The sequence below is a fragment of the Psychrobacillus syltrankelensis genome (genome assembly GCF_055454035.1).
On the sequence record NZ_CM144227.1, the window covers coordinates 2,654,067 to 2,680,187 of the forward strand.

General features: G+C 34.9%; 27 protein-coding genes. 18 read left to right on the forward strand and 9 right to left on the reverse strand.

The genetic code is table 11. The annotated features are described in order from the left end of the window. Positions 1-49 precede the first annotated feature (49 nt). From pstC to ACTSKG_RS12820, 3 genes are all read left to right on the forward strand, one after another. Entirely contained in the window at positions 50-961 is a 912-nt protein-coding gene (pstC, locus tag ACTSKG_RS12810) for a phosphate ABC transporter permease subunit PstC (protein ID WP_464754979.1), read from the forward strand. A 2-nt stretch (positions 962-963) separates the two neighbouring features. Further along, positions 964-1,863, forward strand: a complete 900-nt coding sequence (gene pstA, locus ACTSKG_RS12815) for a phosphate ABC transporter permease PstA (RefSeq protein ID WP_464754980.1) — start codon at positions 964-966, stop codon at positions 1,861-1,863. 388 nt (positions 1,864-2,251) lie between these two features. Continuing rightward, complete coding sequence (locus ACTSKG_RS12820; RefSeq protein WP_464754981.1) at positions 2,252-3,484, forward strand: MFS transporter; 1,233 nt, start codon at positions 2,252-2,254, stop codon at positions 3,482-3,484. 261 nt (positions 3,485-3,745) lie between these two features. On the opposite strand, the gene ACTSKG_RS12825 is transcribed toward ACTSKG_RS12820, so the two are convergent. Beyond that, positions 3,746-4,276: an N-acetyltransferase family protein gene (locus ACTSKG_RS12825; protein ID WP_464754982.1), complete on the reverse strand. Its 531-nt coding sequence runs from the start codon at positions 4,274-4,276 to the stop codon at positions 3,746-3,748. 246 nt (positions 4,277-4,522) lie between these two features. Here ACTSKG_RS12825 and ACTSKG_RS12830 point away from each other — a divergent pair, with 246 nt between their 5' ends. Together ACTSKG_RS12830 and xerA are read left to right on the forward strand one after the other, a co-directional pair. Continuing rightward, on the forward strand, positions 4,523-4,954 hold the full coding sequence (locus ACTSKG_RS12830; protein ID WP_464754983.1) for a DUF3888 domain-containing protein: 432 nt from the start codon (positions 4,523-4,525) through the stop codon (positions 4,952-4,954). 505 nt (positions 4,955-5,459) lie between these two features. Further along, entirely contained in the window at positions 5,460-6,299 is an 840-nt protein-coding gene (gene xerA / locus ACTSKG_RS12835; RefSeq protein ID WP_464754984.1) for a site-specific tyrosine recombinase/integron integrase, read from the forward strand. A 70-nt stretch (positions 6,300-6,369) separates the two neighbouring features. Here the strand turns inward: xerA and ACTSKG_RS12840 are convergent, their stop codons facing one another. The 4 genes from ACTSKG_RS12840 to ACTSKG_RS12855 all read right to left on the reverse strand — a co-directional run bounded on the left by ACTSKG_RS12840 (position 6,370) and on the right by ACTSKG_RS12855 (position 9,573). Beyond that, positions 6,370-6,876, reverse strand: coding sequence for a hypothetical protein (locus ACTSKG_RS12840; protein WP_464754985.1), 507 nt, complete (start codon positions 6,874-6,876; stop codon positions 6,370-6,372). A 526-nt stretch (positions 6,877-7,402) separates the two neighbouring features. Next, the gene (locus ACTSKG_RS12845; RefSeq protein ID WP_464754986.1) at positions 7,403-7,669 is read right to left on the reverse strand and encodes a hypothetical protein; all 267 of its coding nucleotides are present in this window, start codon (positions 7,667-7,669) and stop codon (positions 7,403-7,405) included. Positions 7,670-7,760: 91 nt separating this feature from the next. After that, positions 7,761-8,651: a GNAT family N-acetyltransferase gene (locus ACTSKG_RS12850; RefSeq protein ID WP_464754987.1), complete on the reverse strand. Its 891-nt coding sequence runs from the start codon at positions 8,649-8,651 to the stop codon at positions 7,761-7,763. A 1-nt stretch (position 8,652) separates the two neighbouring features. Further along, positions 8,653-9,573 carry an AraC family transcriptional regulator gene (locus tag ACTSKG_RS12855; RefSeq protein ID WP_464754988.1) on the reverse strand — a complete coding sequence of 307 codons (921 nt, stop codon included), beginning with the start codon at positions 9,571-9,573 and terminating at the stop codon, positions 8,653-8,655. 98 nt (positions 9,574-9,671) lie between these two features. Here ACTSKG_RS12855 and ACTSKG_RS12860 point away from each other — a divergent pair, with 98 nt between their 5' ends. Next, positions 9,672-10,487 carry a serine hydrolase gene (locus ACTSKG_RS12860; protein ID WP_464754989.1) on the forward strand — a complete coding sequence of 272 codons (816 nt, stop codon included), beginning with the start codon at positions 9,672-9,674 and terminating at the stop codon, positions 10,485-10,487. Further along, positions 10,481-11,095, forward strand: coding sequence for a histidine phosphatase family protein (locus ACTSKG_RS12865; RefSeq protein WP_464754990.1), 615 nt, complete (start codon positions 10,481-10,483; stop codon positions 11,093-11,095). The genes ACTSKG_RS12860 and ACTSKG_RS12865 overlap by 7 nt, the downstream gene beginning before the upstream one ends. 50 nt (positions 11,096-11,145) lie before the next feature. Here the strand turns inward: ACTSKG_RS12865 and ACTSKG_RS12870 are convergent, their stop codons facing one another. Continuing rightward, the gene (locus ACTSKG_RS12870; RefSeq protein ID WP_464754991.1) at positions 11,146-11,898 is read right to left on the reverse strand and encodes an SDR family NAD(P)-dependent oxidoreductase; all 753 of its coding nucleotides are present in this window, start codon (positions 11,896-11,898) and stop codon (positions 11,146-11,148) included. Positions 11,899-12,092: 194 nt separating this feature from the next. Here ACTSKG_RS12870 and ACTSKG_RS12875 point away from each other — a divergent pair, with 194 nt between their 5' ends. The 3 genes from ACTSKG_RS12875 (at position 12,093) to ACTSKG_RS12885 (ending at position 15,446) form a co-directional block, all read left to right on the forward strand. Then, positions 12,093-13,046 carry a TRM11 family SAM-dependent methyltransferase gene (locus tag ACTSKG_RS12875; RefSeq protein ID WP_464754992.1) on the forward strand — a complete coding sequence of 318 codons (954 nt, stop codon included), beginning with the start codon at positions 12,093-12,095 and terminating at the stop codon, positions 13,044-13,046. 14 nt (positions 13,047-13,060) lie between these two features. Continuing rightward, a complete protein-coding gene (locus ACTSKG_RS12880) occupies positions 13,061-13,705 on the forward strand; it encodes a LytTR family DNA-binding domain-containing protein (protein WP_464754993.1) in 645 nt (214 codons plus the stop codon). A 226-nt stretch (positions 13,706-13,931) separates the two neighbouring features. Continuing rightward, positions 13,932-15,446 carry an acetyl-CoA hydrolase/transferase family protein gene (locus ACTSKG_RS12885; RefSeq protein WP_464754994.1) on the forward strand — a complete coding sequence of 505 codons (1,515 nt, stop codon included), beginning with the start codon at positions 13,932-13,934 and terminating at the stop codon, positions 15,444-15,446. A gap of 187 nt (positions 15,447-15,633) precedes the next feature. Here ACTSKG_RS12885 and ACTSKG_RS12890 read toward each other — a convergent pair whose 3' ends face one another. Both ACTSKG_RS12890 and ACTSKG_RS12895 read right to left on the reverse strand, forming a co-directional pair. Beyond that, entirely contained in the window at positions 15,634-16,227 is a 594-nt protein-coding gene (locus ACTSKG_RS12890; RefSeq protein ID WP_464754995.1) for a YdeI/OmpD-associated family protein, read from the reverse strand. 158 nt (positions 16,228-16,385) lie between these two features. Continuing rightward, positions 16,386-17,198: a YitT family protein gene (locus ACTSKG_RS12895; protein ID WP_464758029.1), complete on the reverse strand. Its 813-nt coding sequence runs from the start codon at positions 17,196-17,198 to the stop codon at positions 16,386-16,388. A 253-nt stretch (positions 17,199-17,451) separates the two neighbouring features. On the opposite strand from ACTSKG_RS12895, the gene ACTSKG_RS12900 reads away from it, so the two are divergent. From ACTSKG_RS12900 to ACTSKG_RS12935, 8 genes are all read left to right on the forward strand, one after another. Beyond that, complete coding sequence (locus tag ACTSKG_RS12900) at positions 17,452-18,093, forward strand: VTT domain-containing protein (RefSeq protein ID WP_464754996.1); 642 nt, start codon at positions 17,452-17,454, stop codon at positions 18,091-18,093. 93 nt (positions 18,094-18,186) lie between these two features. Further along, positions 18,187-18,615, forward strand: a complete 429-nt coding sequence (locus ACTSKG_RS12905; RefSeq protein WP_464754997.1) for an Rrf2 family transcriptional regulator — start codon at positions 18,187-18,189, stop codon at positions 18,613-18,615. A 74-nt stretch (positions 18,616-18,689) separates the two neighbouring features. Next, positions 18,690-19,331 (forward strand): NAD(P)-dependent oxidoreductase, encoded by a 642-nt coding sequence (locus ACTSKG_RS12910; protein ID WP_464754998.1) that lies wholly within the window; start codon positions 18,690-18,692, stop codon positions 19,329-19,331. Positions 19,332-19,334: 3 nt separating this feature from the next. Next, positions 19,335-20,372, forward strand: a complete 1,038-nt coding sequence (locus ACTSKG_RS12915; RefSeq protein ID WP_464754999.1) for an LLM class flavin-dependent oxidoreductase — start codon at positions 19,335-19,337, stop codon at positions 20,370-20,372. A gap of 875 nt (positions 20,373-21,247) precedes the next feature. Further along, positions 21,248-22,768: an aldehyde dehydrogenase gene (gene adh / locus ACTSKG_RS12920; protein WP_464755000.1), complete on the forward strand. Its 1,521-nt coding sequence runs from the start codon at positions 21,248-21,250 to the stop codon at positions 22,766-22,768. A 49-nt stretch (positions 22,769-22,817) separates the two neighbouring features. Continuing rightward, a complete protein-coding gene (locus tag ACTSKG_RS12925; protein WP_464755001.1) occupies positions 22,818-23,174 on the forward strand; it encodes a DUF779 domain-containing protein in 357 nt (118 codons plus the stop codon). A 115-nt stretch (positions 23,175-23,289) separates the two neighbouring features. After that, complete coding sequence (locus tag ACTSKG_RS12930) at positions 23,290-24,021, forward strand: NADPH-dependent oxidoreductase (protein ID WP_464755002.1); 732 nt, start codon at positions 23,290-23,292, stop codon at positions 24,019-24,021. Between the two features lie 9 nt (positions 24,022-24,030). Then, positions 24,031-24,705, forward strand: coding sequence for a DNA alkylation repair protein (locus tag ACTSKG_RS12935; RefSeq protein ID WP_464755003.1), 675 nt, complete (start codon positions 24,031-24,033; stop codon positions 24,703-24,705). A gap of 323 nt (positions 24,706-25,028) precedes the next feature. Here the strand turns inward: ACTSKG_RS12935 and ACTSKG_RS12940 are convergent, their stop codons facing one another. Beyond that, positions 25,029-26,111 carry a CAP-associated domain-containing protein gene (locus ACTSKG_RS12940; RefSeq protein WP_464755004.1) on the reverse strand — a complete coding sequence of 361 codons (1,083 nt, stop codon included), beginning with the start codon at positions 26,109-26,111 and terminating at the stop codon, positions 25,029-25,031. Positions 26,112-26,121: the final 10 nt, after the last annotated feature.

Sequence of the window (26,121 nt, forward strand, 5' to 3'; positions counted from 1 at the left end):
ATGCCAGCCGTTTAATAGGCTGGCATTATGTTGGTATTTGGAGGATTCTATGGGTAAAATAGAGCACTTGTTAACAAGTAGATATGAAAAAAAAATTACAAAGAGTACCTATTTTCAAAATCGATTATTTAAGTTTTTTTGTTTATTTAGCGTCTTGATTTTAGGATTAACCTTATTATCCATTATTATTTTTGTAGGCCGTACTGGATTATTAGTATTTAAAGACGTTTCTTTTCAAGAGTTCTTTTTTTCTACAATATGGGAACCGTATGATGACAAATTCGGAGCGGCCATATTTATATTAGGAACGCTTGCTTTAACGGGTTTGACTTTATTATTTGCAGCACCTATTTCGATAGGGGTTGCAATCTTTACTGCCGAAATAGCTCCAAAATGGCTTAAGCGAATATTGCGTCCAGTTTTAGATTTATTAGTAGGTATTCCATCTATTGTTTACGGATACTTAGGATTAACAGTACTTATTCCTTTTTTAAGAAATATAACAGGAGCTACTATGGGCGATGGATTACTTGCAGCAGCTATAGTATTAAACATCATGGTATTACCCACTATTTCAAGAATTAGTGATGATGCAATTTCTTCCGTGCCTTCTGATTTGAGAGAAGCAAGTTATGCGCTAGGGAGTACAAGAATGCAAACCATCATTAGAGTGATTCTACCTTCCGCAGCACCTGGACTATTCACAGCTGTTATTTTAGGTATGGCCCGGTCAATAGGGGAAACGATGGCAGTTGTAATGGTTATAGGTAACACTCCTCAACTACCATCTGACTTATTGACCCCAACTGCAGTTTTAACAAGCAATATTGTGAATCAAATTATTGATGTAGAGTTTGATTCAACTTGGAATCACGCATTGTATATGATGGCGTTCTTATTACTACTCATTTCAAACTTACTGATTATAATTATTAGAAAGCTTCGTGTAAAAGGAGCATGAAAATGACTGGGGATTTATCTAACAAGTTATATAAACACATAAAAAAAACAACTGATAAAATATTCACGTGGTGTTTATGGATTATCACAACACTTATTTTAGTGCTTATTTTTGGATTACTCCTATATATTTTATCAAAGGGATTACCTAAGATTTCTTTTGATTTTTTAGTTGGATTACCTAGTGAAATTGATGCGGGTGGAGGAATTGGTCCTTTTTTACTTAACTCTATCTATGTGTTAATCATCTCACTATTTATTTCGATTCCAATTGGCATTGGATCAGGAGTTTATTTATCTGAATATGCACCAAACAATAGATTTACAGAGTTTATACGGACTTGTGTGGAAAGCTTGGCATCAGTTCCTTCTATTGTAATTGGTTTATTTGGTTATGTGTTATTTGTCGATATTTTTAATATTGGGCTAACTATTATTGGTGCAGGTATTACTCTTTCACTATTAAATTTACCTGTGATAACTCGAGTTACAGAGGAAGCAATTCAGACTGTACATAATGATTTAAGAGAAGCTTCTTATGCGGTAGGAGCGACTAAATCACAAACCATTGTAAAAATAGTAATACCTGCTGCTTTAAATGGAATTATTAGTGGAGTGAGTCTTGCTGCATGTAGGGCATTTGGTGAGTCCGCATTAATACTATTAGTAGGGGGTACTGGTACATCCGGGGAGATGTGGGATTGGAATTTCATGTCGCAAGGAGGAACTTTACCGGTGCACTTATGGTATGTCCAATCAGAAGCACTTGTGGATGATGCAGCAGATATTGCTCAAAAAACATCTGCTTTACTCGTATTAATCACACTCATCTTGAGTTTATTCATAAGACTTCCATTATGGGTAAGAGATTTTCGTTTTCATAGCAGGTCGAATAGGAACTAAAATGTAAATTTGTTATCTAATAAACCCTGTAAAGTAGACTTTTTTCAGTATCTATTTTACAGGGTATTTTTTAAAAGATAAGAAGGCATTTGGAATATCGTCCTACGAAACCAGTATTCATAGTACTTTAAAGAATTAAATAACACCATGAATTTCCATTTCAGGTGGACGCGTTCCGCGGGGTGAGCGATGATCCAACACCGCCGCTACGCGTCCGTTGTGATGGATCATCTGTCTCACTCATCCCGCTGGAGTCGCCACCTTTCATTACAATCCATTTAAGATATAGCTTGGCTATCGCTAAGAGGATAGTTTTTCTTAATTATCGCAAATTTGGACAAGTAGTGGGTTACTCCCCTCTTTATAATCAATTCTAGGGGGTAACGAAATGAAAATATTAAAAACAAAAGATCCATATCGAGTTTATATTTCTACCTGCTTTTTATCACAATTATTTTTTACGATTATATTTACAGTAAACTTGTTATATCAAGTACAAACTGTAAAGCTTGATCCGCTACAACTTGTATTAGTTGGGACAGTTTTGGAGCTATCGGTGTTCCTTTTTGAAATTCCTACCGGAGTAATATCAGATTTAAGAAGCCGCAAGCTTTCTATGATAATTGGTTATCTACTAATAGGATTTGGCTTTTTAGTGGAGGGGATATTCCCCTATTTTATACCTGTACTATTAGCTCAGATTGCATGGGGGATAGGGTATACATTTACTAGTGGATCCCAACAAGCGTGGATTGCAGACGAAATTGGAGAGGAACGCGCTTCATTAGCATTTATAAGAGGAGCAAAGGCAGGTAACCTTGGACAAATTATAGCTATCCCATTAAGTATATTCATAGGTTATTTCATGATTAGCCTGCCAATCATTATTGGTGGATTATGTATGGTTGGATTAGCAATATATTTAATGATCTTTATGGTAGAAGACAATTTTAAACCTTTAAATAAGCTAGATAGAATCTCTTCTTGGGAAAACATGAAAAGTAGCATGGGCAAAATTATTTTTTACTCTAAAGCGAGCTTTATCATGAGAATGTTATTTTTAATAGCTCTGTTTGTAGGATTTTATAGTGAAGGTTTTGACCGTTTATGGATGTCTCATTTATTGAATGTATCGAATATAGGGGATTTGACAGATGAGAAATTAGTATTAATAATGGGTGGAATTCAATTTATAGTCGTGTTAGTTTCATTTGCAGCACTTCATTTGATGAATCGAAGTTCTATACATCAAAATCTGAAACATATTTATATGTCTCTTTTTATAGGAAGTTTATTTGTTATAACTTCATTAATTGGGTTTGCATTTTCCAAGTATGTAGTTGGATTGTTAGTCTTTTATATAATTATCCAAGTGACAAGGAAAGTCATGTATCCGCTTGAGGACATTTGGCTAAATAAGATCATACCGGAATCATCTATACGTGCAACTTTCTTTTCGGTAAAAGGTCAAGTAGATGCTATTGGTCAAATTGGAGGTGGACCAGTTATCGGATTAGTAGCCTCGAACTTTACAATAAAAACAGCAATCATTGTAAGTGCAATACTATTATCTCCTGTTCTGTACTTATATAAAATTATTATGAAAAGTTCTAAAGAGTGATTTTTTTACGAATGAAATTTATTAAAACAAATAAAAAAGCATTCGTTTTAGAATAACGGGTTTGATTAGTGGGAGTAAAATGCCAATAAAAAAGTAAATTTCATACTAACCAGCATATATTTCAAATTGGCAATATAAATGACAAGTAAAACGCTCAGGAATATGAGCGTTTTTTGATGTAATATTCTACTATCCTTATTGAGCTAAAGCACGCGTTAGTTGAAGATGAAAAATGTAATCAAAGCACCCAAAGTTATGCCACTAATGTCCAAAATAATTCTTTACGTTTTTATACATCAATACATCATCTATATATTCTTTATCATTCAGCTTAACCTCACCAATTTTTCTTCCTTCTTCGATAAAGCCCATTTTTTTATAAAGAGATATAGCATTAATATTTGTAGAAAATACACCTAAGCTTACTTTCTCAATGTACCGATTTTGTTCAGCCCAATTTAGTAATTCTTCCAATAAAGCTTTTCCAATTCCTTTTCCCCGAAAGGCACTATCAATCATCATGCCAAAGGAACCTGTATGACTCAATCTTTTGCGATTTGATGATTGGAAGACAAGCCATCCAACAACAACATTTTCTATCTCTGCTACTAAAATTGTTTCACGTTCATTGTCTATCTTTGATTGAATCCACGCTTTTTGACCATCTACGGACTGGTTAAATTCTTCTAAGGTCGACAATAAATATTGTTCTTCTGATAAAACTGCACGCTGAATTTCAAGCATATTCACAGCATCTTTCTGTTCCGCTAATCTAATTTGTAGTTTTTCCACATTTTCTCACTTCTCCTTCGATACAGTTACTTGAAAAATTTTCGTTATTATATAATCTACTTCGATATGCATTCAAATTGTACCTGCTTATTCAACTAAACTGCTACTTTAGTTCAATAAGTAAAAAGGCTTTACTCCTTCTTGAAGTAAAGCACCCGTTAGCTTAATAGGAATAAAAATGAAATATTTGGTTGAGATAAGTTAATGTTTTACGAACAAACTAAACATTAAAAAGGAGGTGCAAAAATGAAAAAAATTATTATAGCTCCTTCTTTTTTACTGTTATTTCTAATATCAACAACATTAATTTATGCTGAATCAGATTATTATCAGCCTGCTAAAGAGTCTAAAGAAGAACACGTAATGGACATGCTTTTTTTACTACTATTACCAAATATTCAAGAAGCGGTTTCTAATTACTACTCAGATTATCTTACCGAAAGTCCCTCGGTGTATGCATATCAAATAAAAATTTTAAATACGGAAAGAACTAATAATTCTTTTATGTTTTCAGTAACCCTTGAAGTCACTCCAGTTATAGGTGCACATAACCCAGTAGGAAGAGACCAACTAACATTTTCTATAGCTCCAAGTGAAATTAAGCTTAAAGATTTTAAACACATGGAAACTTTTGAACTTCCACCGCATTTGCAAAATGTCATAAAGAAAAATAAATGATTGTATGATTTGAATCTTTTAAATTTAGTCCCCATTTTTGGGGATTTTTTTTACGGAATCTACAAATAACTTAGTCAATATATTCAACTAAACTGCCGCTTTAGTTCATTAAGAAAATGCTTTATTTATTCTGGAAGTAAAGCACCCGTTAGCGAAAAAAACGAAAATAAAGTGCGATAAGATAATTAACTATAATAAATAATGAATAAATCTTATACACGGTAGAAAAGAAACCTTTTACTTTTATGTTGAAAACTAAATATCCAATACTCATAACTAAAACAATAATATACAAAGGAGAACCAACAAGGTTTGTATATAGTTCTGGAAAAGACATCATAAAAACACCTACTTATTATTAGTTCGGATTTTTCGTATTATATATTCCGATTTTTAACCATGCTTATTAAACTAAACTGCCACGTTAGTGAAAAAACACCTATGTCTATAATTCTATTAAACTGGCAATAATCCTTTTAATATTATTATTTTAGGGGGAATGGATTTGTTATTGTCAAAAGCATGGGCTTCCTTTGAAGCCGATAAGCGAATAGAGGGCTTTTCGCCACAAACGTTGAAGGCCTACCAGTTACAGTCTTCACTACTAATTGAATACTTTAAGGATGTAGAGATGGAGTTACTGGATACAAATCAACTAAAAGAATATCTCGCTATATCCGGCAAGCATTTAAAACCAGCCAGTCTTGCACATCGTATCCGCTTTATGAAATCATTTTTTCGCTGGTCCCATGAAGAAGGCTACTTGAGTAAGAATCCAACTTCCAAAATTAAAGCACCCAAAATAGGGAAGCGAATACCCAAGTATTTAACCGAACGGGAGATTGAACACCTTCGTGAATCCTGTCATTCTCCAATAGAAAAAGCGATTTTTGAATTCATGTTTTCTACCGGTTGTCGAATTGGAGAAGTAGTCGCGTTAGAAAAGAACCATATTAATTGGTCCAATCAATCTGCAATTGTTAGAGGAAAGGGCGACAAGGAAAGGGAGGTTTATTTTAATACACGTTGCGACATATGGCTTAAACGCTACATAGAAAGTCGTAATGATCATAACTCTGCTATTTTTGTAACAGCCAGACAGCCACACAAAATGAGTGTCGCCCAAATGCGATACATCATCAAGCGTATTTCCAATCGTGCGGAAATTAATAAAGAGATTCACCCACACCAACTTCGACATAGCTATGCAACTCATTTGTTGAATAATGGAGCTCCTATTGAAGTCATACAAAGTCTTATGGGGCATGAAAAAAGTGAAACCACCAAGATCTATGCTCAGTTGAGCGGAAGGTTAAGAAAAGAGTACTATCAGAAGTACTTTTAAATGAAAAAGGAGCAACGTCTTAAAGGACGTTGCTCCTTTTGACTAAAGCACCCGTTAGTTGAACAACATATTAACCACTATGAATTTCAAAGCAAAAATACCCAAATGGTAAATGTTCTTCTTTTAACTCCATTTCTGATTTTGCTATTTTCATCATCCTAGGTAAAATCTCCCTTAAAGACTCCTTATATTCTTCAAGTGCCTTTTGATATGAAACAATATCGTTATGTTTACAAAATGGATAAAGTATTGAACCTAGCTTCACATCATTAAGTGTTCTAGGGGTATCTATTGGATTAAGACAATCTAAGATATGCATCTCTTGGTCTTTCTCATCAAACCAATTTCTACATTCTATATAAAACATGAATTCCTCGAATTCAATTTGCATATCTACTTCCTCATTTATATAGAATGGTGTAATCCTAATATATTCGGTAGTTGAATCAGAACTAATAATCTCATCTAATATTCCTTTTAACTCAGTAATGGTTGGGTAACGTCTATATTTTCCATTGTAGTAAACAGTGTTATTGTAAACTATTTCGTTAATTTCCCCTTTATCTTTCCCTATCATTTTCACCGCCTCCTTTATTACATATTTAAGCCCACTTCTTCTTGAAGTAAAGCACCCGTTAGTTGAACAAAAATAAAAATTTTTAAAAATAAATACCTGTGAGAAATGCACAAACGACCACTGAGCTTAGAGAAGCTATTACTAATAATAATGTTTTTTTAACTTTGGATAATTCGTTAAATCTCATATAAGTATCAATAATAAATAATCCACTTGCCAATTTAATTATGCCTATCAAAACCATTCTTGAAATATCCATAATATCTAAAGTATTGAATGGCTTTTGAAAATTTTCACTAGAATAAATACTCGACATCAGGAATATACCCATCATTAAAAAGAAATACATAAAAATTTTCATATAGGTTTTCATACAATCTCCCATTCTTAATAACACTCAGAAATAAAACATACGTCATCCCACTTTAATCTTTATTACATCGAATACGCTACATGAAAATATTTCCTTATCCTTCTTCAACTAACCTGCGGCGTTAGTTCAATAAGGGTAACAAATTAATTTTCGTTAAATTTTACCGACAATTGCAGAAAGAAATGCAATGAATAAAACGCCTAATGAAACGGAAAGTAACGAGACATACTTCAAAAATCCTTTTTCTTTCTTAAAGAAAGCAACGATTCCAAGTACTATGCCTGTTAAATAGATACCAAAACCAATAAATATTCCCCACCAACCCAATAGATCAATACTAATTGGTGGGAAAGCCATATAAGCAACAAAAATTCCAATAACAATTAAAATGATAGAATACTTACTAAAATTTATTTCCATTTTTTTATCCCCTTCTGCATCTATAACTATCTATTTCTCCAATCTATTCTTCTATCAAGTGTTGTTCTTTTTGTTTGTAACATCAAAAACTTTAAGAATGCGATGTTAATGGAAATAAAAAATGTTCTGTTACATCTTTAATCAATGGACGGACGAATAATGTATCATCACTATCTGTTATAAACGCTGTATTGAACTTTTTCCCATCATAATCTGGGGTAAAATAAAAATTAATTGTCTTTGTTTCAGTAGAAATAATATGATTTAAAATGGTATCTATATCCACTCTTTTTTTGCTCACTATATCAAAAATATGAAGATGACTATCCCCGTGTTTAAATAGTACAATTACGTCTTCCTCTTCGATATAATAAATTGCATCATTGAATACCAAAATAAAATAAAACATTAAGAGATGTTCATTATTTTTCACACCTAATAATGCTGATACAGGTATTCTTTCAGTTGCAAAACTTTCTAATAGTTGCAAATCCATTGCACTTTCAATATTTAAACGTCGTAAAGTACTTGATTTTGTTTGTTGTTTTTTAACGTCTGATATACTCAATGAAAAACTGCTTTCTTGTACTTTTTCAAATCCAAATTTAGGATAGAAGTCTAAAACGGATTTATTAGCAAATAAGAATATAAAATCGGACTCTTTTTCATATTTCTCCATGATATGGTTCATCAGTTTTCCGGATAAGCCTTGATTACGATAATCAGGATGAGTCATAACCGTGCCGATTTGTATGGCTTTATATTCTTTACCATTTGATAAAATCGTCATTTTGTTTATAGACGCATTTGCAATCACTTTCTCTCCATCGACGTATGAATAACAAACATAGTTGTCGCTCCAATACCCCTTTTCATACCATGTTTTAAAATCGATTCCAAAGACCAATTTAGCCAGTTCATTAAAGCTTTCCTTATATGCGTTTATGTTTTTGTAGTCACTTATTAATTGATATACAGTCATACTAAACCTCGATTCTTTCTTTTATCGGTAAATAAATTTCCATATATATTTTTTCATATTCCCAGTAGTGGCAGTGTTCATCATAATATTCAAAGTCATAAACAGTTTCATCCACTTCATAATGAGATTGTGGTAACCAATCCTCCAAAATGTATTGCCAAGTCCCTCTGATAGAAGGGACAAATTGTTCCACTTCCACAAAAGGGGTTCTAAAAACTGCATAAGTCGCAGCTTTAATTTTCAACCTTGTTAATCCATCAGGAAGTTGTACTTCTTGATCATAATTTACTGCGAATAAATAAGTAAATCTGTCCTTTAATTCTGGATCACTTAAATTAATACAGTATTCTCCATGCTCTCTTGGAGATAATAAATTGTATAGTGTGCTTTCGATTGCTTCATCCGCTGGAATTCTTTGTTGCCAAAAGGCAGGGGCATCTCTTGTATAAGAGACCTTTTCAATGTCACTCTCGAATGTCTTGCCAGCAATTTCAAAAGATTGTTTATAAACAATTTTCGGTTGCATAACGATGCCCCCAGTTTGTTTTTGACGAAGACTCTGTAAATCCAATTTTTGTGGCAATGAGATTGGGCAATGCATTTTATATAAGCTTGGAGGACTTCCGAAGCATCTTTTAAAAGCTTTTGTAAAACCAGAGTGAGTTTCAAAACCATAATCCAATGCAATTTGAATAATTTTTTTGCCTTGGACTAAGTCATATAAAGCAAACTGAAGCTTTCTTTTTTGTACATAATCCATAACCGTATAACCAATATGCTTATCAAAAATTCTATAAAAATGATAAGGGGAATAACCCATAAGGGTGGCCAGTTTCTCTGGATCAATGTCTTCCGTAATATGATTATCGATATAATCAAGTACTCGTTGTAGTAAAAATAACTGTTGAATAGGAATTTCCACCCTTTTTATTTATTCAATGTTCATAATATACCTTACTATTTAATTATAATAGATTATAATCAATGAAAATTAAAAAATATCAACAAAGGAGATAAAATGTGAAAAAACTTGTAAATAGTATTCTAGAATTGATTGAACAAACGGATGGAACATGGGGCATTGTTTTGGAAGATTTGGATTTAGGTGAGAGATGGGTGTTGAATGGGGACGAACTCTTTTACGCAGCAAGTGTTATAAAGGTGCCTATTATGGCAGCAGTTTTCGCCGCAGCTGAAAGGGGAAAACTAACAACAACAGATCATCTTGTTCTCAAGTCCGAAGATATCGTTTTAGGTTCTGGTGTTCTTCAACATCTGACGCCCGGAACTACGCTTTCCATTAATGACATAGTTATGCTGATGATTATTCAAAGTGATAACACAGCAACGAATATCCTTATAGATCTCATTGGAGTGGACAACATTGTTCACACGATGAAAGAGATAGGAATGGAAAAAAGCACTTTTTATAATAAATTAATGATGAATAACCCTAATCCAAAAGGTTTTAATCAAATAACGCCAAATGATATTTCAAAGTTGCTCAAACAGATGACAAGAGGAGAGTTAGTGAGTGCAGAGGCTAGTGAACAAATGATAGGTATTATGAAAAAGCAACAAATAAAAGATTGCTTACCAGAAAAGTTGCCATCCCCGTATTCCAATTTTAATAATGGAATGACTGCTTGGGAGCTAGCTCATAAAACGGGATGGATTCCTGGGACGCGTCATGATGTTGGCATTTTTTACGTCGAACAACGGAAGCTAATTGCAACTGTTCTATCGAAGGATGTAGATGACTTAATATCGAAGCGAATTTTAACGGAGATAGGGGAAGAGATTTACAACTACTTACAAGAAGGTGGGATATGTTAACGCTATATATAACAAGACACGGTGAAACAGAGTGGAATATACAAAAGAAGATGCAAGGATGGAAGGATTCAGAGTTGACGGATAGCGGAATTAAAAATGCCATGAACTTAGGAAACAGTCTTAAAAAAACTTCAATTCATGCTGTTTATTCAAGCCCGAGTAATAGGACACAAAAGACAGCAGAAATAATTTGTGGTGATCGAATTATTCCAATAATAATCGATGAAAATCTAAAAGAAATTAATATGGGGTTGTGGGAGGGAAAAACGCAAACTTTTATTCAAGAAAATTATCCGGAAGAATTCAATTCTTTCTGGAATGCCCCACAGAACTACAATCCAGTAGGGGGTGAAACTTTTTTTGAAACACAAGAAAGGGTTAGAGAGGTCTTAAACCGTATTAAAAGTGAGCATATTTCAGGGAATGTTTTAATCGTTACTCACTCTGTTGTCATTAAATGCCTAATATCCATTTTTAAAAATTCTTCTATTGAGAAACTGTGGGATCCTCCTTATATTCACGATACAAGTCTTACAATAGTAGAAGTACACGAAAACGAATATAAAATTATTTTAGAAGGAGATATCTCTCATAAAGAAGTTGTTTGAGAAAATAAAAAACCGATTCCCTTTTCCGAGGAATCGGTTTCTAAATATAATTATTTCGCTGTTACGCCGCCATCAACTGGAAGCTCTACACCAGTAATATATGAAGAAGCATCAGATGCTAAGAATAATACTGCTTCTGCAACTTCAATAGATTCCCCAACACGAGGAAGAGCAGTTTGAGATAAGAACCATTTACTCATTTTCTCATCTTCCATGTATGCTTTACTCATAGGAGTTGTAATAAATCCTGGGTGAACTGAGTTTACACGAATATTATCTTTTCCATAGTCAACAGCAGATGCTTTCGTTAACATGCGAACAGCTCCTTTAGAAGAAGTGTAAGCACCCGCTCCTGAGCTACCTTTTAAACCAGCGATAGAAGAAATGTTCACGATAGAACCACCACCATTAGCACGGAAGTGAGGTAATGATAATTTAGTTCCTAGGAAAACACTTTTAACGTTTATATTCATAATAGTATCCCATTGTTCAATTGTTAGATCTTCCATGGAACCACGTTGACTAATACCTGCATTGTTTACAAGCACATCTAATTTACCGAAAGTGCTAATTGTTTCTTCATAAACTTTATTCCAATCTTCTTCAGAGGTAACATTATGAGAAACAAAAATAGCCTCTCCGCCAGCTGCTTTAATTTCTTCCGCTACTACTTGAACAGTTGCGTCATTAATATCAGTTGCAACAACCTTTGCACCCTCTTTTGCGAATAATATTGCTTCTTCGCGTCCCATACCTGAACCTGCACCTGTAATAATTGCTACTTTACCTTCTAATCTAGCCATGTATATTTCCTCCTGAAATATATTTTAGTGTTAAAATATTTGAATGCAGGATAATTATAACTCTTGGATATAGTGTTTTCAAATTTAAAGCCTTTCTGATAAGAATGCTTAGGATACTCCGTATTACAGTTATGTATGTATCTCGCCCGAAGCAAATAGCATGTTATAATAGAAGTACTATTGGAGGGAATATATTGACGAACATTAGCCGACAACCGGCATTCATTTATACATATGCATACAATGATGCAGAACGCTCTTTATGTCACTTAGAGATGCGCTCTTTTTTTGGAGAAGACACAGAGTTAAAAATTATAAAAAGCCAAGTGAATATCGATCCTAGTAGAAGTCCATTTATGAAAGGTCGAGTAGAAGTTTTGATAGATGGTGACACAGTGCAAGAAATCATTGCACAGGCTTCTGCTTTTGGTTCGGAAGAAGAGACGAATAAAGTAATATTCCTGAAAATTAATGATCGCCAAGGCGAAGATAAAATCGAAAATAGCGAACGTCTTCAAATAGAACGAGCAATCGGTAGTGAAATGCAAGGAGACTTTGATTTACATAATCCCGACCAGCTATACGCAGTAGTTCCATATGGTGGTCGTTGGTATTTTGGAGCTTATACCAAAAGTGAACCGATATGGTTTCATCATTTGAAAAAACCGAGAGAGTATTCTACAGCTTTAAGCACACGTGTTGCTAGGGCAGTAGCAAATATCGCGGTTCCACATCCCACGGGAATCCGAGCAATAGATCCTTGTTGTGGAATAGGAACGGTACTAGTAGAAGCGCTTTCGATGGGAATACATATCGTTGGTCGAGATATTAATCCACTTGTTTGCGAAGGATCAAGAGAAAATATTGCTTATTTTGGTTTAAACGGTGATGTAAAAAAGGGTGCAATAGAAGACATCGAGGAAACATATGATGTAGCTATTATTGATTTACCTTACAATTTATATACAAGTGCATCTTATGAAGAACAATTTACCATTTTAAAAAATGCTAGAAGAATTGCGAAGAAGGTAGTTATTGTAACAATTGAATCGATGGATGAGCGTTTGGAGAAGGTAGGTTTAAAAATAACAGATCGTTGTATAACAACAAAGCAGCAGTTTTCTCGTGAAATAGTCGTTTGCGAATAAAGGGAGGTAAAGGGATGAAGGATCTATCCATTGTTGCACTCTTAGATGTTATTGGTGAATTATTTTCAGAAGAAATTTCAATTGCCGTTTCTAATACGGAGGAATATATATATTATCGACCAAGTAAGAGAATTGATTTGAAGATTACCCCAGGAGACTCTGTAAAAGAAGGAACAATAGCATATAAAGCTTTGCACAGTAAGCAAAAGGTTTCCGAATTTATAGAAAGGGAAGTTTTTGGGGTGCCTTATCATGGCATGGCGGTACCATTTCAGTTTAAAGGAAAATTGGAAGGCTGTGTTTTAGCTATATATCCCACTTTCACGGAAGGTAAATCAGTTGTTACAATTAAGACCCAGGACGGTTGGAAACCTATCCCTTTTTCAGATGTTTTATATATAGAAGCTAGAGATCGTAAAACATATATTGTTACGAAAACATTATCTGGTACACATACTAGTTCTTTGCAAGACTTTGAATACAGGCTTCCAAGAGAAATGTTCATCCGATGCCATAGATCCTTTATTGTTAATGTACATCATATTAAAGAAATTTTTCCAGATACACATTCTACATTCTTACTTGCGATGGATAATGAAGAAAAAATATCTGTAAGCCAATCGTATTCTAGTTATTTTCGAAAATTATTAGGATTTTAAATATAAACGCTTGAATAAGGGGAAAACTCCTTGTAATTCAAGCGTTTTTTTTCATCTGTTTTTTCAAAGGAAATAAAGAATATTATTAAATTTAAAAAGAATGCTGTTTTAGTAATTAGATTTTCTGCTTCAAACGCATAAAACGTATATTAATCAATTTTTATCTAAATTGTGACAAAACACGATAAAATTATTTAAATGCTATATTCAAGGGGGATCTCAAGTTATGGAAAAAAGTCTTGAGCGTATAAAGGATAATAGTTTACATAGTCTAGTTGTTGGTGCGGATGAAGCCGCATCTTGGATTCAAGATGGAATGACATTGGGGTTAAGTGGTTTTACACGTGCAGGTGATGCGAAAGCGGTTCCATTTGCATTAGTAGAAAGAGCGAAAAAAGACGATTTTAAAGTGAATATTTTTACAGGAGCATCTTTAGGCTCCGATATAGATAAATTACTATCAGAAGCAGGTATCATAAATAAGCGTTTGCCATTCCAAGCAGACGCAGCAATGAGAAACAACATTAATGCCGGCAAACACTTATTTGTAGATCAGCATTTATCACACACATCAGAAATGATTCGAGCGGGTGCATTACCTACAATTGACTTCGCAATTGTGGAAGCGGTTTCAATTACGGCGGATGGAATGATTATTCCAACTACATCTGTTGGTAACTCTCTAACATTTGTATCACAAGCAAAAAATATTATTGTAGAAATAAACATGGGGCACTCTGAATTATTAGAAGGATTGCATGATTTATATGAACCAGCTGAACAAGGGAAAAGAGAGCCTATTCCTTTAAAGAAAGTAGATGATCGAATAGGGACAATTGGTATTCCTTTCGATTCAACAAAAATAAAAGGGATTGTGTTTACAGAACATATCGATTCCCCTTCAACAATTGTTCCTCCAGATTTTGAAACGGAAGAAATTGCGCAGCATTTAATTGCATTTTTATCTGAAGAAGTGAGGGCAGGTAGATTTACAAATAAACTTGCACCTATACAAGCTGGTATTGGATCCGTTGCTAATGCTGTATTACATGGAATGATTAATTCTGAGTTTGAAAATTTACAAGTATATTCAGAAGTACTGCAAGACTCTGTTTTTGATTTAATAGATGCTGGAAAAGTAAACTTTGCATCAGCATGCTCCATTACGCTTTCAAGTGAGAAAATGAAGCAAGTATATGGAGACTTTGAAAAGTATCGTGATCAGCTTGTAATAAGACCACAGGAAATTACAAATCATCCGGAGATTATACGTCGTCTCGGATTAATCGCTATTAATACTGCTTTAGAATTCGACATCTATGGGAACGTTAACTCGACGCATGTTTCCGGAACAAGAATGATGAATGGTATTGGTGGTTCTGGTGACTTTGCCCGTAATTCACGAGTAGCGATTTTCGTTACAAAATCAATTGCAAAGGGCGGTAACATCTCAAGTATCGTTCCGTTCGTAGCACATGTGGATCATACGGAGCATGACGTTGACGTAGTTGTAACGGAGCAAGGTTATGCAGATTTACGAGGACTAGCACCTAGGGAACGAGCAAAACTAATAATTGAAAACTGTGCACACCCTAAGTATAAAGAACAATTAAATCGTTACTATGAGGAAGCATTAACAAGAGGCGGACAAACTCCTCATGTACTGGAGAAGGCATTTTCATTCCATACGAATTTAGCAGAACATGGGACGATGCTAGAAAAAGTAGAAACATCGGTATAAAACTAATAAAGTATTTAAAATATATTGAAATCCATGCATAAGACATCTAAATAGACTGTGGTATTAAAAAATGACTCTGTTCAACACTAATATTAAAATCAAAAAGACCATCATAATTTGATAGTCTCAGACTGTAGACAAACTCGAAAAAACGAGTTGTCTATAGTCTTTTTTCTATTAGTGTTCTCTAATCATTTAAACCTTTTCCATCAAGAATTTGCTGGATAGATTTTTCAACCCTTGATTGTCGAGTTTTGGATTGCTTGGGAGCTGAAAAATAAAGAATGTATGCTCGTTGTCTTCCTGGCGTCAATGCTTCAAATGCAGTTTTCAAGGCAGAATTTTCATCGAATTTATTTTGAAGTTCTTCAGGAATTACGAATTCAGTATTCTTTTTAAAGTTCACTTCCAAACCGGCTTTTTCAACTTCAATTGCTTCATAAATATATGCTTTTAAGATGGTTTCCATTTCCACTATTTCTTGAACATTGGTGAACCGTATCTGGCGCGCGGCCTGTACATTCTCCGTTTGTTGGATTAGAATCCCGTGGTCATCCTTTAACAAGGAACCTTTGTGAAAAAGAAGCGCACAATATTCTTTAAATCCATGTATTAAAACTATGTTTTTTTTCTCAAACGTATAACAAGGATGCATCCACTTAAATTCTTCGTTCAACTCACAGTCAAGAACGATACTTCTTAACTTCTCGTATTCTTCCTTCCACTTTTTAGCTTTACTTAAAAATTCATCAACTTTAGAATTCATACTACTATTTGTCATTAAGGAATACCTCTCTTCAATTTTTCAATTAGTTGACAGATAAGTTTGCTTGAATAGGTTAAGGCGAAAAAGCGCTACTTACGTAATTCCCCGGTAATAGTCATTATGATTAGTAACGAGTAACCGAGATAAGTTGCACTTAAAGAGCTTCGTGTTTCTTAATGAATATCTTTTTTCTTGAATCTTCCACCACGAACCTCAGCTATGTTGCCAACGGCTAGAAAGGCATGATCATCAATCTCTTCTACGATCGTTTTTAGCTTAGCTTCTTCTAATCGCGTTATGACGGTGAAAATCACTTTTTTATTGTCTCCAGTATATGCACCTTCACCATGCAAATACGTAACACCACGTCCTAAACGATCCATAATTGTGTCTCCAATATCTTCTATATAATCACTTATTATATATACAGATTTGGATTCATCAAGTCCCTGAATAACAATATCGATTGTTTTGAATGCAATGAAGTATGCTAAAAATGAATACATCGCTTGTTCCCATGTAAAGACAAATCCAGCGACAGAGAAAATAACTAAGTTTATAATCATAATGATTTCTCCAACAGAGAACGGGAGAGCTTTATTGAATAAGATTGCTAAAATCTCGGATCCATCAAGTGAACCCCCATTTCGTATTACAAGACCAACCCCTATTCCTAATACAATGCCTCCAAAAACAGTGGAAAGTAACAAATCTGTAGTTACTGGTTCAACTTTATGTAATAACGACGTGAAAATGGATAATACAGTAATACCAAATAGTGTAGATAATGCGAAGGTTTTTCCTATTTGCTTATAACCGAGGAAAAAGAAAGGGATGTTCAAGATAAATATGAAAACTCCTAAACGAAAGCCTGTAAGATGTGAAAGTATGATGGATACACCAACGACTCCGCCGTCTAGTATTCGATTAGGTACTAAAAATAGTTCTAATCCAACTGCCATCAATATTGCACCAACGGCAATCATAATAGTCCGAGCTAACAAGACTTTTTTGGGAGCACTCTTATGTGGGACTTTAACTGGTTTAACTTCCGAGCTTATACCATTTGCTATGTCACCCAATGTTATCAACCTCTTTTCTAAAAAACTCGTATATTCTATATTTTAAAGAACATTTCAGTATAATTAAAGGATAAAGCCTCCGTTAAGTAAAATAATATTGAAATAAATATATTATGGTATAATGAGTAAGAATTATATTGCGAAAGAGTGAATCCAAATGGAAATTATTCAAGGCTTAATTAGTTTTATTTTGCATATAGACAAGCATTTAGTAGATATTATCCATAATTTCGGTGGATGGTCCTATGCAATATTATTTTTGATTGTATTTATTGAGACAGGTGTTGTCGTTTTTCCTTTTTTACCGGGAGATTCTCTATTATTTGCAAGTGGAGCATTTGCAGCAGTTGGAGCGTTTCACATCGCATTGTTGTGGATTGTCTTTTTTGTCGCAGCTGTGCTTGGAGATACGATGAATTATCATATTGGGAAAAAAGTAGGGACTTCTATTCCTCCTAATAGTTTTCTTGGAAAGTGGATTAATCAAGATAAGCTTTTGAAGGCACAACAGTTCTTTAATAAACATGGTGGAAAAACGATCGTCATTGCAAGATTTATGCCATTTATCCGGACATTTGCACCGTTTATTGCAGGAGCTAGTCAAATGCATTACCGTTATTTTTTAATTTATAATGTAACAGGTGCAGCACTATGGGTTACTCTAGGCACAGTACTTGGTTATTTCTTTGGAGGTATCCCAATAATTAAAGATAACTTCTCAACAGTTTTATTACTGATTATCTTTATTTCTATTTTACCTGGAATAATAGGACTTTTGCGAAGCCGTATTAAAAAATAATAGAAAAGGAAAGTGTTGCATTATTTGCAACGCTTTTTTATTGACAAAAAATATAGATGTAATTATGATGGTTACATCGGAAGGTGGAAAGACATGAAAATTAGTAGTCGATTTACAGTGGCGGTTCATATACTATCTCTCATTACTTTAGATCGAAGTGTCGTTTGTACATCCGAGTGGATTGCAGAAAGTGTTAATACAAATCCTGTAGTAATCCGAAGAGTAATGGGTAAACTAAAAAAAGCGGGGATTATAGATATTCGTCGTGGACTAGGTGGAGCAACCCTTCAAAAGCCGTTACAAGAAATAACATTATTAGAGGTGTACCACGCTGTAGAAGTAGTGGAAACGGGAGAACTTTTTCAAATGCATGAAAATCCAAATCCAGATTGTCCTGTAGGTGCCAATATTCAAGGTGTGTTGGAGTTAATATTGTTCCGTGCTCAAGAAGCCATGGAGGCAGTTTTAAAGGAAATTACGATGGAAGAGCTAGTTCAAGTGTTAAATCGAAAAATTGGATAAGTAGATTCAATTTTTTTGTTATAGTTGTAACTGTATTGGTTACGACAAATATTAATTTATCGGAGGGAAAATACATGAAAATAGGTATAATCGGAGCAACTGGAAAAGCAGGAAGTTTAATTTATAAAGAGGCAACTGATAGAGGACATGAAGTAACTGCAATCGTTAGAAATGCTGCAAGAGTAGATGATACGAATGCATCCGTATTAGAAAAAGACATCTTTGATTTAAAAGGGGAAGATTTAAACCAATTTGATGTAGTAGTTAATGCGATTAGTGCACCTCCTGGGCAAGAACATTTACATGTGGAAGCTGGAAAATCATTAATCAATGCAATAAAGAATGCACCTGAAACAAAACTAGTCGTAGTAGGCGGAGCAGGAAGCTTATTTGTAGATGAAGCAAAAACAATTAAAGTAATGGATACACCTGATTTCCCGAAAGAATATCTAGCTACAGCAACTAATCAAGGTAAAAACTTAGAAGATTTACAACAAAGCGAAGGAATTAAATGGACATTTGTAAGTCCTGCGGCATTCTTTAACCCAGAAGGTAAAAGAACTGGTTCTTATAAAAGAGGAAAAGATAATCTTATTGTAAAAGCAAAAGGGAATAGCTATGTGAGCTATGCTGATTATGCAGTCGCGGTTGTGGATGAAATTGAACGTCCTCAGCATGTAAACGAGCGATTTACAGTCGTATCAGAGGAAGTTTAAATGATGGAAATTGGTATTTATACTTTTGGGGATCTTGGTCCAAATCCGCTTACTGGAAAAACAATAAGTTCGTCACAGCGTTTAAGAGAGGTAATAGAACTAGGGAAGTTGGCAGATCAAGCGGGATTTGATATCTTCGGTGTTGGGGAACACCATCGTTTAGACTACAGTATATCTTCCCCGGCGGTTGTACTCTCTGCCATTGCACAAGTAACAAAGCGTATAAAATTAACAAGTGCAACATCCGTAATAAGTACGTTGGATCCGGTTCGCTTATTTGAAGATTTCGCTACACTAGATCAAATATCGAATGGAAGAGCTGAAATTATAGCAGGACGTGGTGCATTTGTGGAGTCTTTTCCGCTTTTTGGATATGACTTGCAAGACTACGATGCTTTATTTGAAGAAAATATTAAATTGCTTCAACAATTAAATAGAGAAGAGATCGTAACATGGCAAGGTAATTTTCGTTCTAATCTTACAAACGCCATGATTTCTCCTAGACCAGTTCAAGAAAAGCTTCCCATATGGGTTGGTGTAGGCGGAACTCCAGAAAGTGCAGTTAGAGCAGGTAGACTTGGAACAGGGTTGGCACTTGCTATACTTGGAGGAGATCCGATGCATTTTAAACCTCTTGTAGACTTATATTTACAAGCTGGAGCAGATGCTGGTCACTCTCCTGCTAGTTTACAAGTTGGCGTAACTGGACACACATATATTGCGAAAGAAACACAGCGAGCAAAAGATGAATTTTATCCATACTACTCCAATTACTGGTCTTATGTAAATAATCAAAGAGGCATGACAACAAGAATTTCTCGGCCAGATTTTGAACATATGGCAAGCCCAGAAACAGCGCTATTTGTTGGTAGTCCGCAACAAATCATTGAAAAGATTCTTTATCAATATGAATTATTTGGACATCAACGATTTATCGCACAAATAGATATAGGCGGTCAATCATTTACGGAGGTTGTAAAAGGAATTGAACTACTTGCAACAGAAGTAGCTCCTGTAGTAAGGAGAGAGACAAGTAAATAAGTTTTTTATAAATGGCTCGAGTGTATAGTATATACACTCGAGCTTTTTTTCGCAGAAAGTATATAAACTTTTTATGGAAGGAATAGGTGGATTTACGTTTCAGGTGGACACGTTCCGCGGGGTGAGCGATTAGCCATCACCGCCGCTAACACGTTCGTTTATGATGGCTAATCTGTCTCCGAGGAACGAAGGCGTTGCCACATCGTGTGGCAACGCCTTCGTGACCAAAATCCTGTTGGCCACCGTCCGGAGTCGCCACCTTTCACTTCAATCCATTAAGTGAGTATTACCCAGGTAAGAGATGCTATTGCTTTTTAAAAAGCTGGTAAAAGGATTTAATGTGTATATTTAATTAAGCAATCAAAGTTTGGTGCTTTCATTTGCCAATCTATACGGCAAGCGGAACTAGGGGAAAAAATACATAGCATCTTAAGGTAAAGAAGTGAAGAGATTCCGAAATGGTATCTTCGGAATCTTTTAAATGAGTAGGGGAGCATTTTTTATCTAATTACCCAAACAAAACGCATCATGTCCTCACAAATTCCAAGATTGGCGACGGACAAACATTCGCCAGAAGATTACCGAAAAAATGGATCGTGAAGTGACGCAGTCACTTCACGATCCATTATTCTAACGGTAATAATGTAGCCAATTGTTTCGTCCAAAGCACTCCGGAAACTGTAAAGACAAGATGCACTTAAATGGCGCTTGCGTTATTTTTGTTTAATAGGCAGAATAATTGTAATATTAAATCTAATCTGTCAAAATGAATACTAGACTATTTATATTTAAGTAGTTTTGAAAGCGCATATATAACTATATGTTTGCATAAAATGTGGAATGCGCAAAAAAAGTTTAAGGGGAGGAATTTCAGAATGGTTTATGCATTTCCGAATACAGAAGGCTCGAAAGTTTCATTTAAGGACAAGTATGAAAACTACATTAATGGCGAGTGGACACCACCGGTAAAAGGAGAATACTTTGAAAACGTAACACCAATAACAGGTAAAGTATTTACACAAGTTGCACGTTCAACTGCAGAAGATATTGAGCTTGCTTTAGATGCAGCGCATGCAGCTAAAGATGGCTGGGGCAAAACATCCGTGGCGGAGCGTTCAAATATATTAAATAAAATTGCAAATCGTATTGAAGAAAATCTTGAGATGCTTGCAGTAGCAGAAACATGGGATAACGGAAAAGCAGTTCGTGAAACATTAAACGCTGATTTGCCGTTAGCAATTGATCATTTCCGTTATTTCGCAGGGGCTATTCGTGCACAAGAAGGCGGATTAAGTCAAATTGATAATGATACAGTTGCATACCACTTTCATGAGCCGCTTGGTGTAGTTGGACAAATTATTCCTTGGAACTTCCCAATATTAATGGCAGTATGGAAACTAGCTCCAGCGCTTGCGGCAGGAAATTGTGTTGTCTTAAAACCTGCGGAACAAACTCCTGCATCTATTTTAGTACTGACTGAGTTAATTGGAGATTTATTACCCCCTGGTGTGTTGAATATTGTAAATGGTTTTGGATTAGAAGCCGGGAAACCACTAGCATCTAGCCCACGAATTAGTAAAATTGCATTTACAGGTGAAACAACTACTGGCCGTTTAATCATGCAATATGCTTCTCAAAACTTAATTCCTGTAACGTTAGAGCTTGGAGGAAAATCACCAAATATATTCTTCGAAGACATAATGGACGAAGACGATGCGTTTTTAGATAAGGCAGTAGAAGGATTCGTTCTGTTTGCTTTAAACCAAGGAGAAGTATGTACGTGTCCATCTCGCGTGCTTATTCAAGAATCAATTTATGATAGATTCATCGAACGAGTATTGGCGCGTGTGGAAGCGATTAAAATTGGAAACCCTTTAGACCCAAATACGATGATGGGTGCACAGGCATCTACTGAACAAATGGAAAAAATCATGTCTTACTTAGATATTGGAAAGCAAGAAGGTGCGGAGTGCTTAATAGGTGGAGAACGTAATATGCTTGATGGGGAATTTGCAGAAGGATATTACATTAAACCAACAGTATTTAAAGGTACTAACAATATGAGAATTTTCCAAGAAGAAATCTTCGGACCCGTAGTGTCAGTGACGACTTTTAAAACAAAAGAAGAAGCACTGGAAATTGCAAATGATACATTATACGGATTAGGGTCTGGTATTTGGACACGTAATATGAACACAGCGTACCGTTTTGGACGTGGAATTCAAGCGGGACGTGTTTGGACAAACTGCTACCACCAATACCCAGCACATGCTGCATTCGGTGGTTATAAAATGTCCGGTATCGGTCGTGAAAATCATTTAATGATGTTAAGCCATTACCAACAAACTAAAAATCTTCTTGTTAGCTATAACGAAAACAAACTTGGGTTCTTTTGATAAGGAATATAAAAGGTTTTCTAATATTTAGATGAAAGGGTGAGTGTAGGTGGTTGAACGAGTAGTCGCTACAGACGCTGCACTGGAACTCATTGAATTATTGAAAAATAAGCATGGTCAGCTAATGTTTCATCAATCGGGAGGCTGTTGTGATGGCTCTTCCCCCATGTGTTATCCGGATGGTGATTTAATTTTAGGGGATCAAGATGTGCTGCTAGGAAGTATTGGAGATACGCCGTTTTATATGCATAAAAGTCAGTACGATTATTGGAAGCATACACAACTAATCATTGATGTAGTGGATGGTAGAGGGGGAATGTTTTCCCTTGAAGGAGTTGAAGGGAAACGCTTTTTAACAAGATCCCGAGCTTTCACTGTAGAAGAAAATAAGCAAATACAAAATTAAATAAAAGCGAATTAGAGAGTTGTTATAGACATTCTAATTCGCTTTTATTTTTTCTCCTTTCGCAAGATTCAGCTATACTATACATAAGAAAAATGAAGAAAAGAGGTTAGACAACATGGTAGAGAAATTATTACGCAATCATGCTTCTGTTCGAAAATATAAAGACTATACATTGTCTAGAGAGGAAGTTTCAGAGCTTATAGAAACCGCTCAACATGCCGCAAGCTCTCATTTTGTTCAAGCATATAGTGTTATCTGGGTAACAGATGATAAGAAAAAAGAAGAGTTAGGTAGACTATCTAGCAACCCAAAGCAATTTGAAACTGCGGGAGCATCGTTTTTATTATGTGCAGATTTTCATCGTCTTAAAGCAGCAGGTAAACTGCATGATACAGATATTATAGTGGATACGACTGAAAATGTTTTAGTAGGTACAGTGGATGTCGCTTTATTTGCACAAAATTTAGTAATCGCTGCAGAATCTAAAGGGTATGGAATTTGCTATATAGGTGGAGTACGAAATAAACCTGCTGAAATCAGTGATTTATTTGATTTGCCAGAAGGGGTTTTCCCATTATTTGCAATCACATTAGGAATACCTGACCAACAAAATGAAGTGAAACCTCGGCTTCCTGTTACCGCAGTACTTCATGAAAATGCATATGATAGCTCGAAATACGAAGTACTCTTAAAGGAATACGACCAAATAATGGAAGATTATTATCTTAGCAGAGGATTTAACCAAAAAGTTGCAAATTGGACTAAGTCAATGGCTGATTTTCTTGAGAAGCCAAGACGTCCAGATATAGCAGAATTCTTATCTAGTAAAGGATTTCATTTGAAATGAGGATTTGTTATGAAGCCTAAGTGGTCAACAGAACTGGTTAAAATTTATATGGAGCCGCATCGAAACGAAGAAAATGCAATACCAATGGCAAAATACATGAAAAACAATTTCCCTTTTTTAGGGATCAAAACCCCGGAACGAAGAATGGTTTTTAGTGCACTTATAAAAGAAAATGAGCTTCCTCCCTATGAATCTTTACATGATGAAGTATGGGCACTGTTTGAACAAGAAGAGCGCGAGTATCATTATGTTGCAATCGAATTATTAAGTAAGTACAAAAAGAAACTAACTATAGAAGATTTACCTTTTTGTCTAAAGTTAATTGAAAATCATTCGTGGTGGGATAGCGTAGATTCGATTGCACCAAAGATTGTTGGAGATATTGTGAAAACAAATAAAATAGAAGGGGAATCCTTTATGGTCGAATGGGCTAATTCTTCCAATATGTGGACTAATCGGGCTTCTATTTTACATCAACTAAAATACAAGAAAGACACAAATGAAGAACTTTTATTCGCAATTATTGAACGTCATGCAACTTCAAAAGAGTTTTTTATTCAAAAAGCAATCGGTTGGATATTAAGAGAGTATGCAAAAACAAGTCCAGAGGTTGTTCGCCAATTTGTAGAAAATACACAACTTGCAGCTTTAAGTAAGCGAGAAGCATTAAAACATTTTAAATAAAGGGACTGTGGAACTAGAAAAAATAGTCAGTGTCCATATTTAAAAAAGTACAGTGCATCCGAAATTGAATCTTCGGATGCTTTTAAATGTATAGGACAGGTTTATATCTCTAATTATTAAAACCTTAAGCATTATATCTTTACAGATTTCAAGAGGGCTACGAACAAACACCCGCCACAAGATTACCGAAAAATGGATCGTGAAGTGACGCAGTCACTTCACGATCCACAAAAATTCCAACGGTAATAATGTAGTTGATGTTTTGTCCAAAGCACTCATGAAATAGTGAAGATAAGATGCACATAAGGACGCTTGCGCTTTTCTTATTTCGAGTAAAAATTCTCCGTGTAATAGGGAGTAGATTCTACATTGAAAGCAGCGCCTACTCCTAAATTATGAAAATCGACACTTAAAATATTTTTACGATGACCAATTGAATTCATTAGACCTTCATGAGCAAAAATACTACTTGCTTGTCCATAAGCTAAGTTTTCACCAGCATAAGTAAATAGTAAACCATCCTCTTCCATCCTATCAAATGGAGATTTGCCTTCTAGATTTTCGTGACTAAAATAATTGTGAATCGCCATATCTTCACTATGTTTTCTAGCTGTATTACTCACGTTTTGATCATAGGAAAGAATAGATAGACCACGGATTGCGCGTGCAGCATTTGTTAAATCGAAAAGCTGAAATTCAAATCCTTTTTTCAATTCTTCAGTCGGTTTCCCAAAGGTAGAGGGCTGATTGTTCTCCACCGATTTTGCGATTATTTGTATAGCTGTAATCGTATTATCTTCATGTAAATCATAAAAAAAAGTTACATAACTCTGATCGATCAGATATAAATCATATTCCCCTGAATTTGGTAGAATATAGACGATATTACCTTTCCTCAGTTTAGTGAGCGGTTCACCAAGTACTGAGTGTACTTCATCTCTAGTACTATTCATATGCATTCCTAGAAAAGACGATTGAGATGGTTGATTGGTAAACATTCCATTTACCTTATTGTTTATATCATAAGAAACCATCATGAAGTTTTGATAATTTTCATGATACGTATGCCAGACTAGATTATATTCATTTAAGCTAACTCTTTTTGCATTACCGTGTATTTTCTCAATCTCGCTTTTTTTCATACCAAGTGTTACTTGTTCTAGTTCTACTCCGCTACCTGTAGGAAGTTCTTGATCAGAAGAAATTGTAGTTGCTGGTTCACTTTTTATTTCCATCAAATATGATTTTGCTTCATTCAAATATTGACCGACCCCTAAAGAATCAATCCACTCATCCACGGGTGTTAAAAAGGAAAGATCTACATAGTCCTCGGCATACTCTTCCCAATATGGCCTAGAGAAGAAAATGGCTAAAACAAAAAGTAAAAACCAACCTACTTTTCTCATTACACTCACC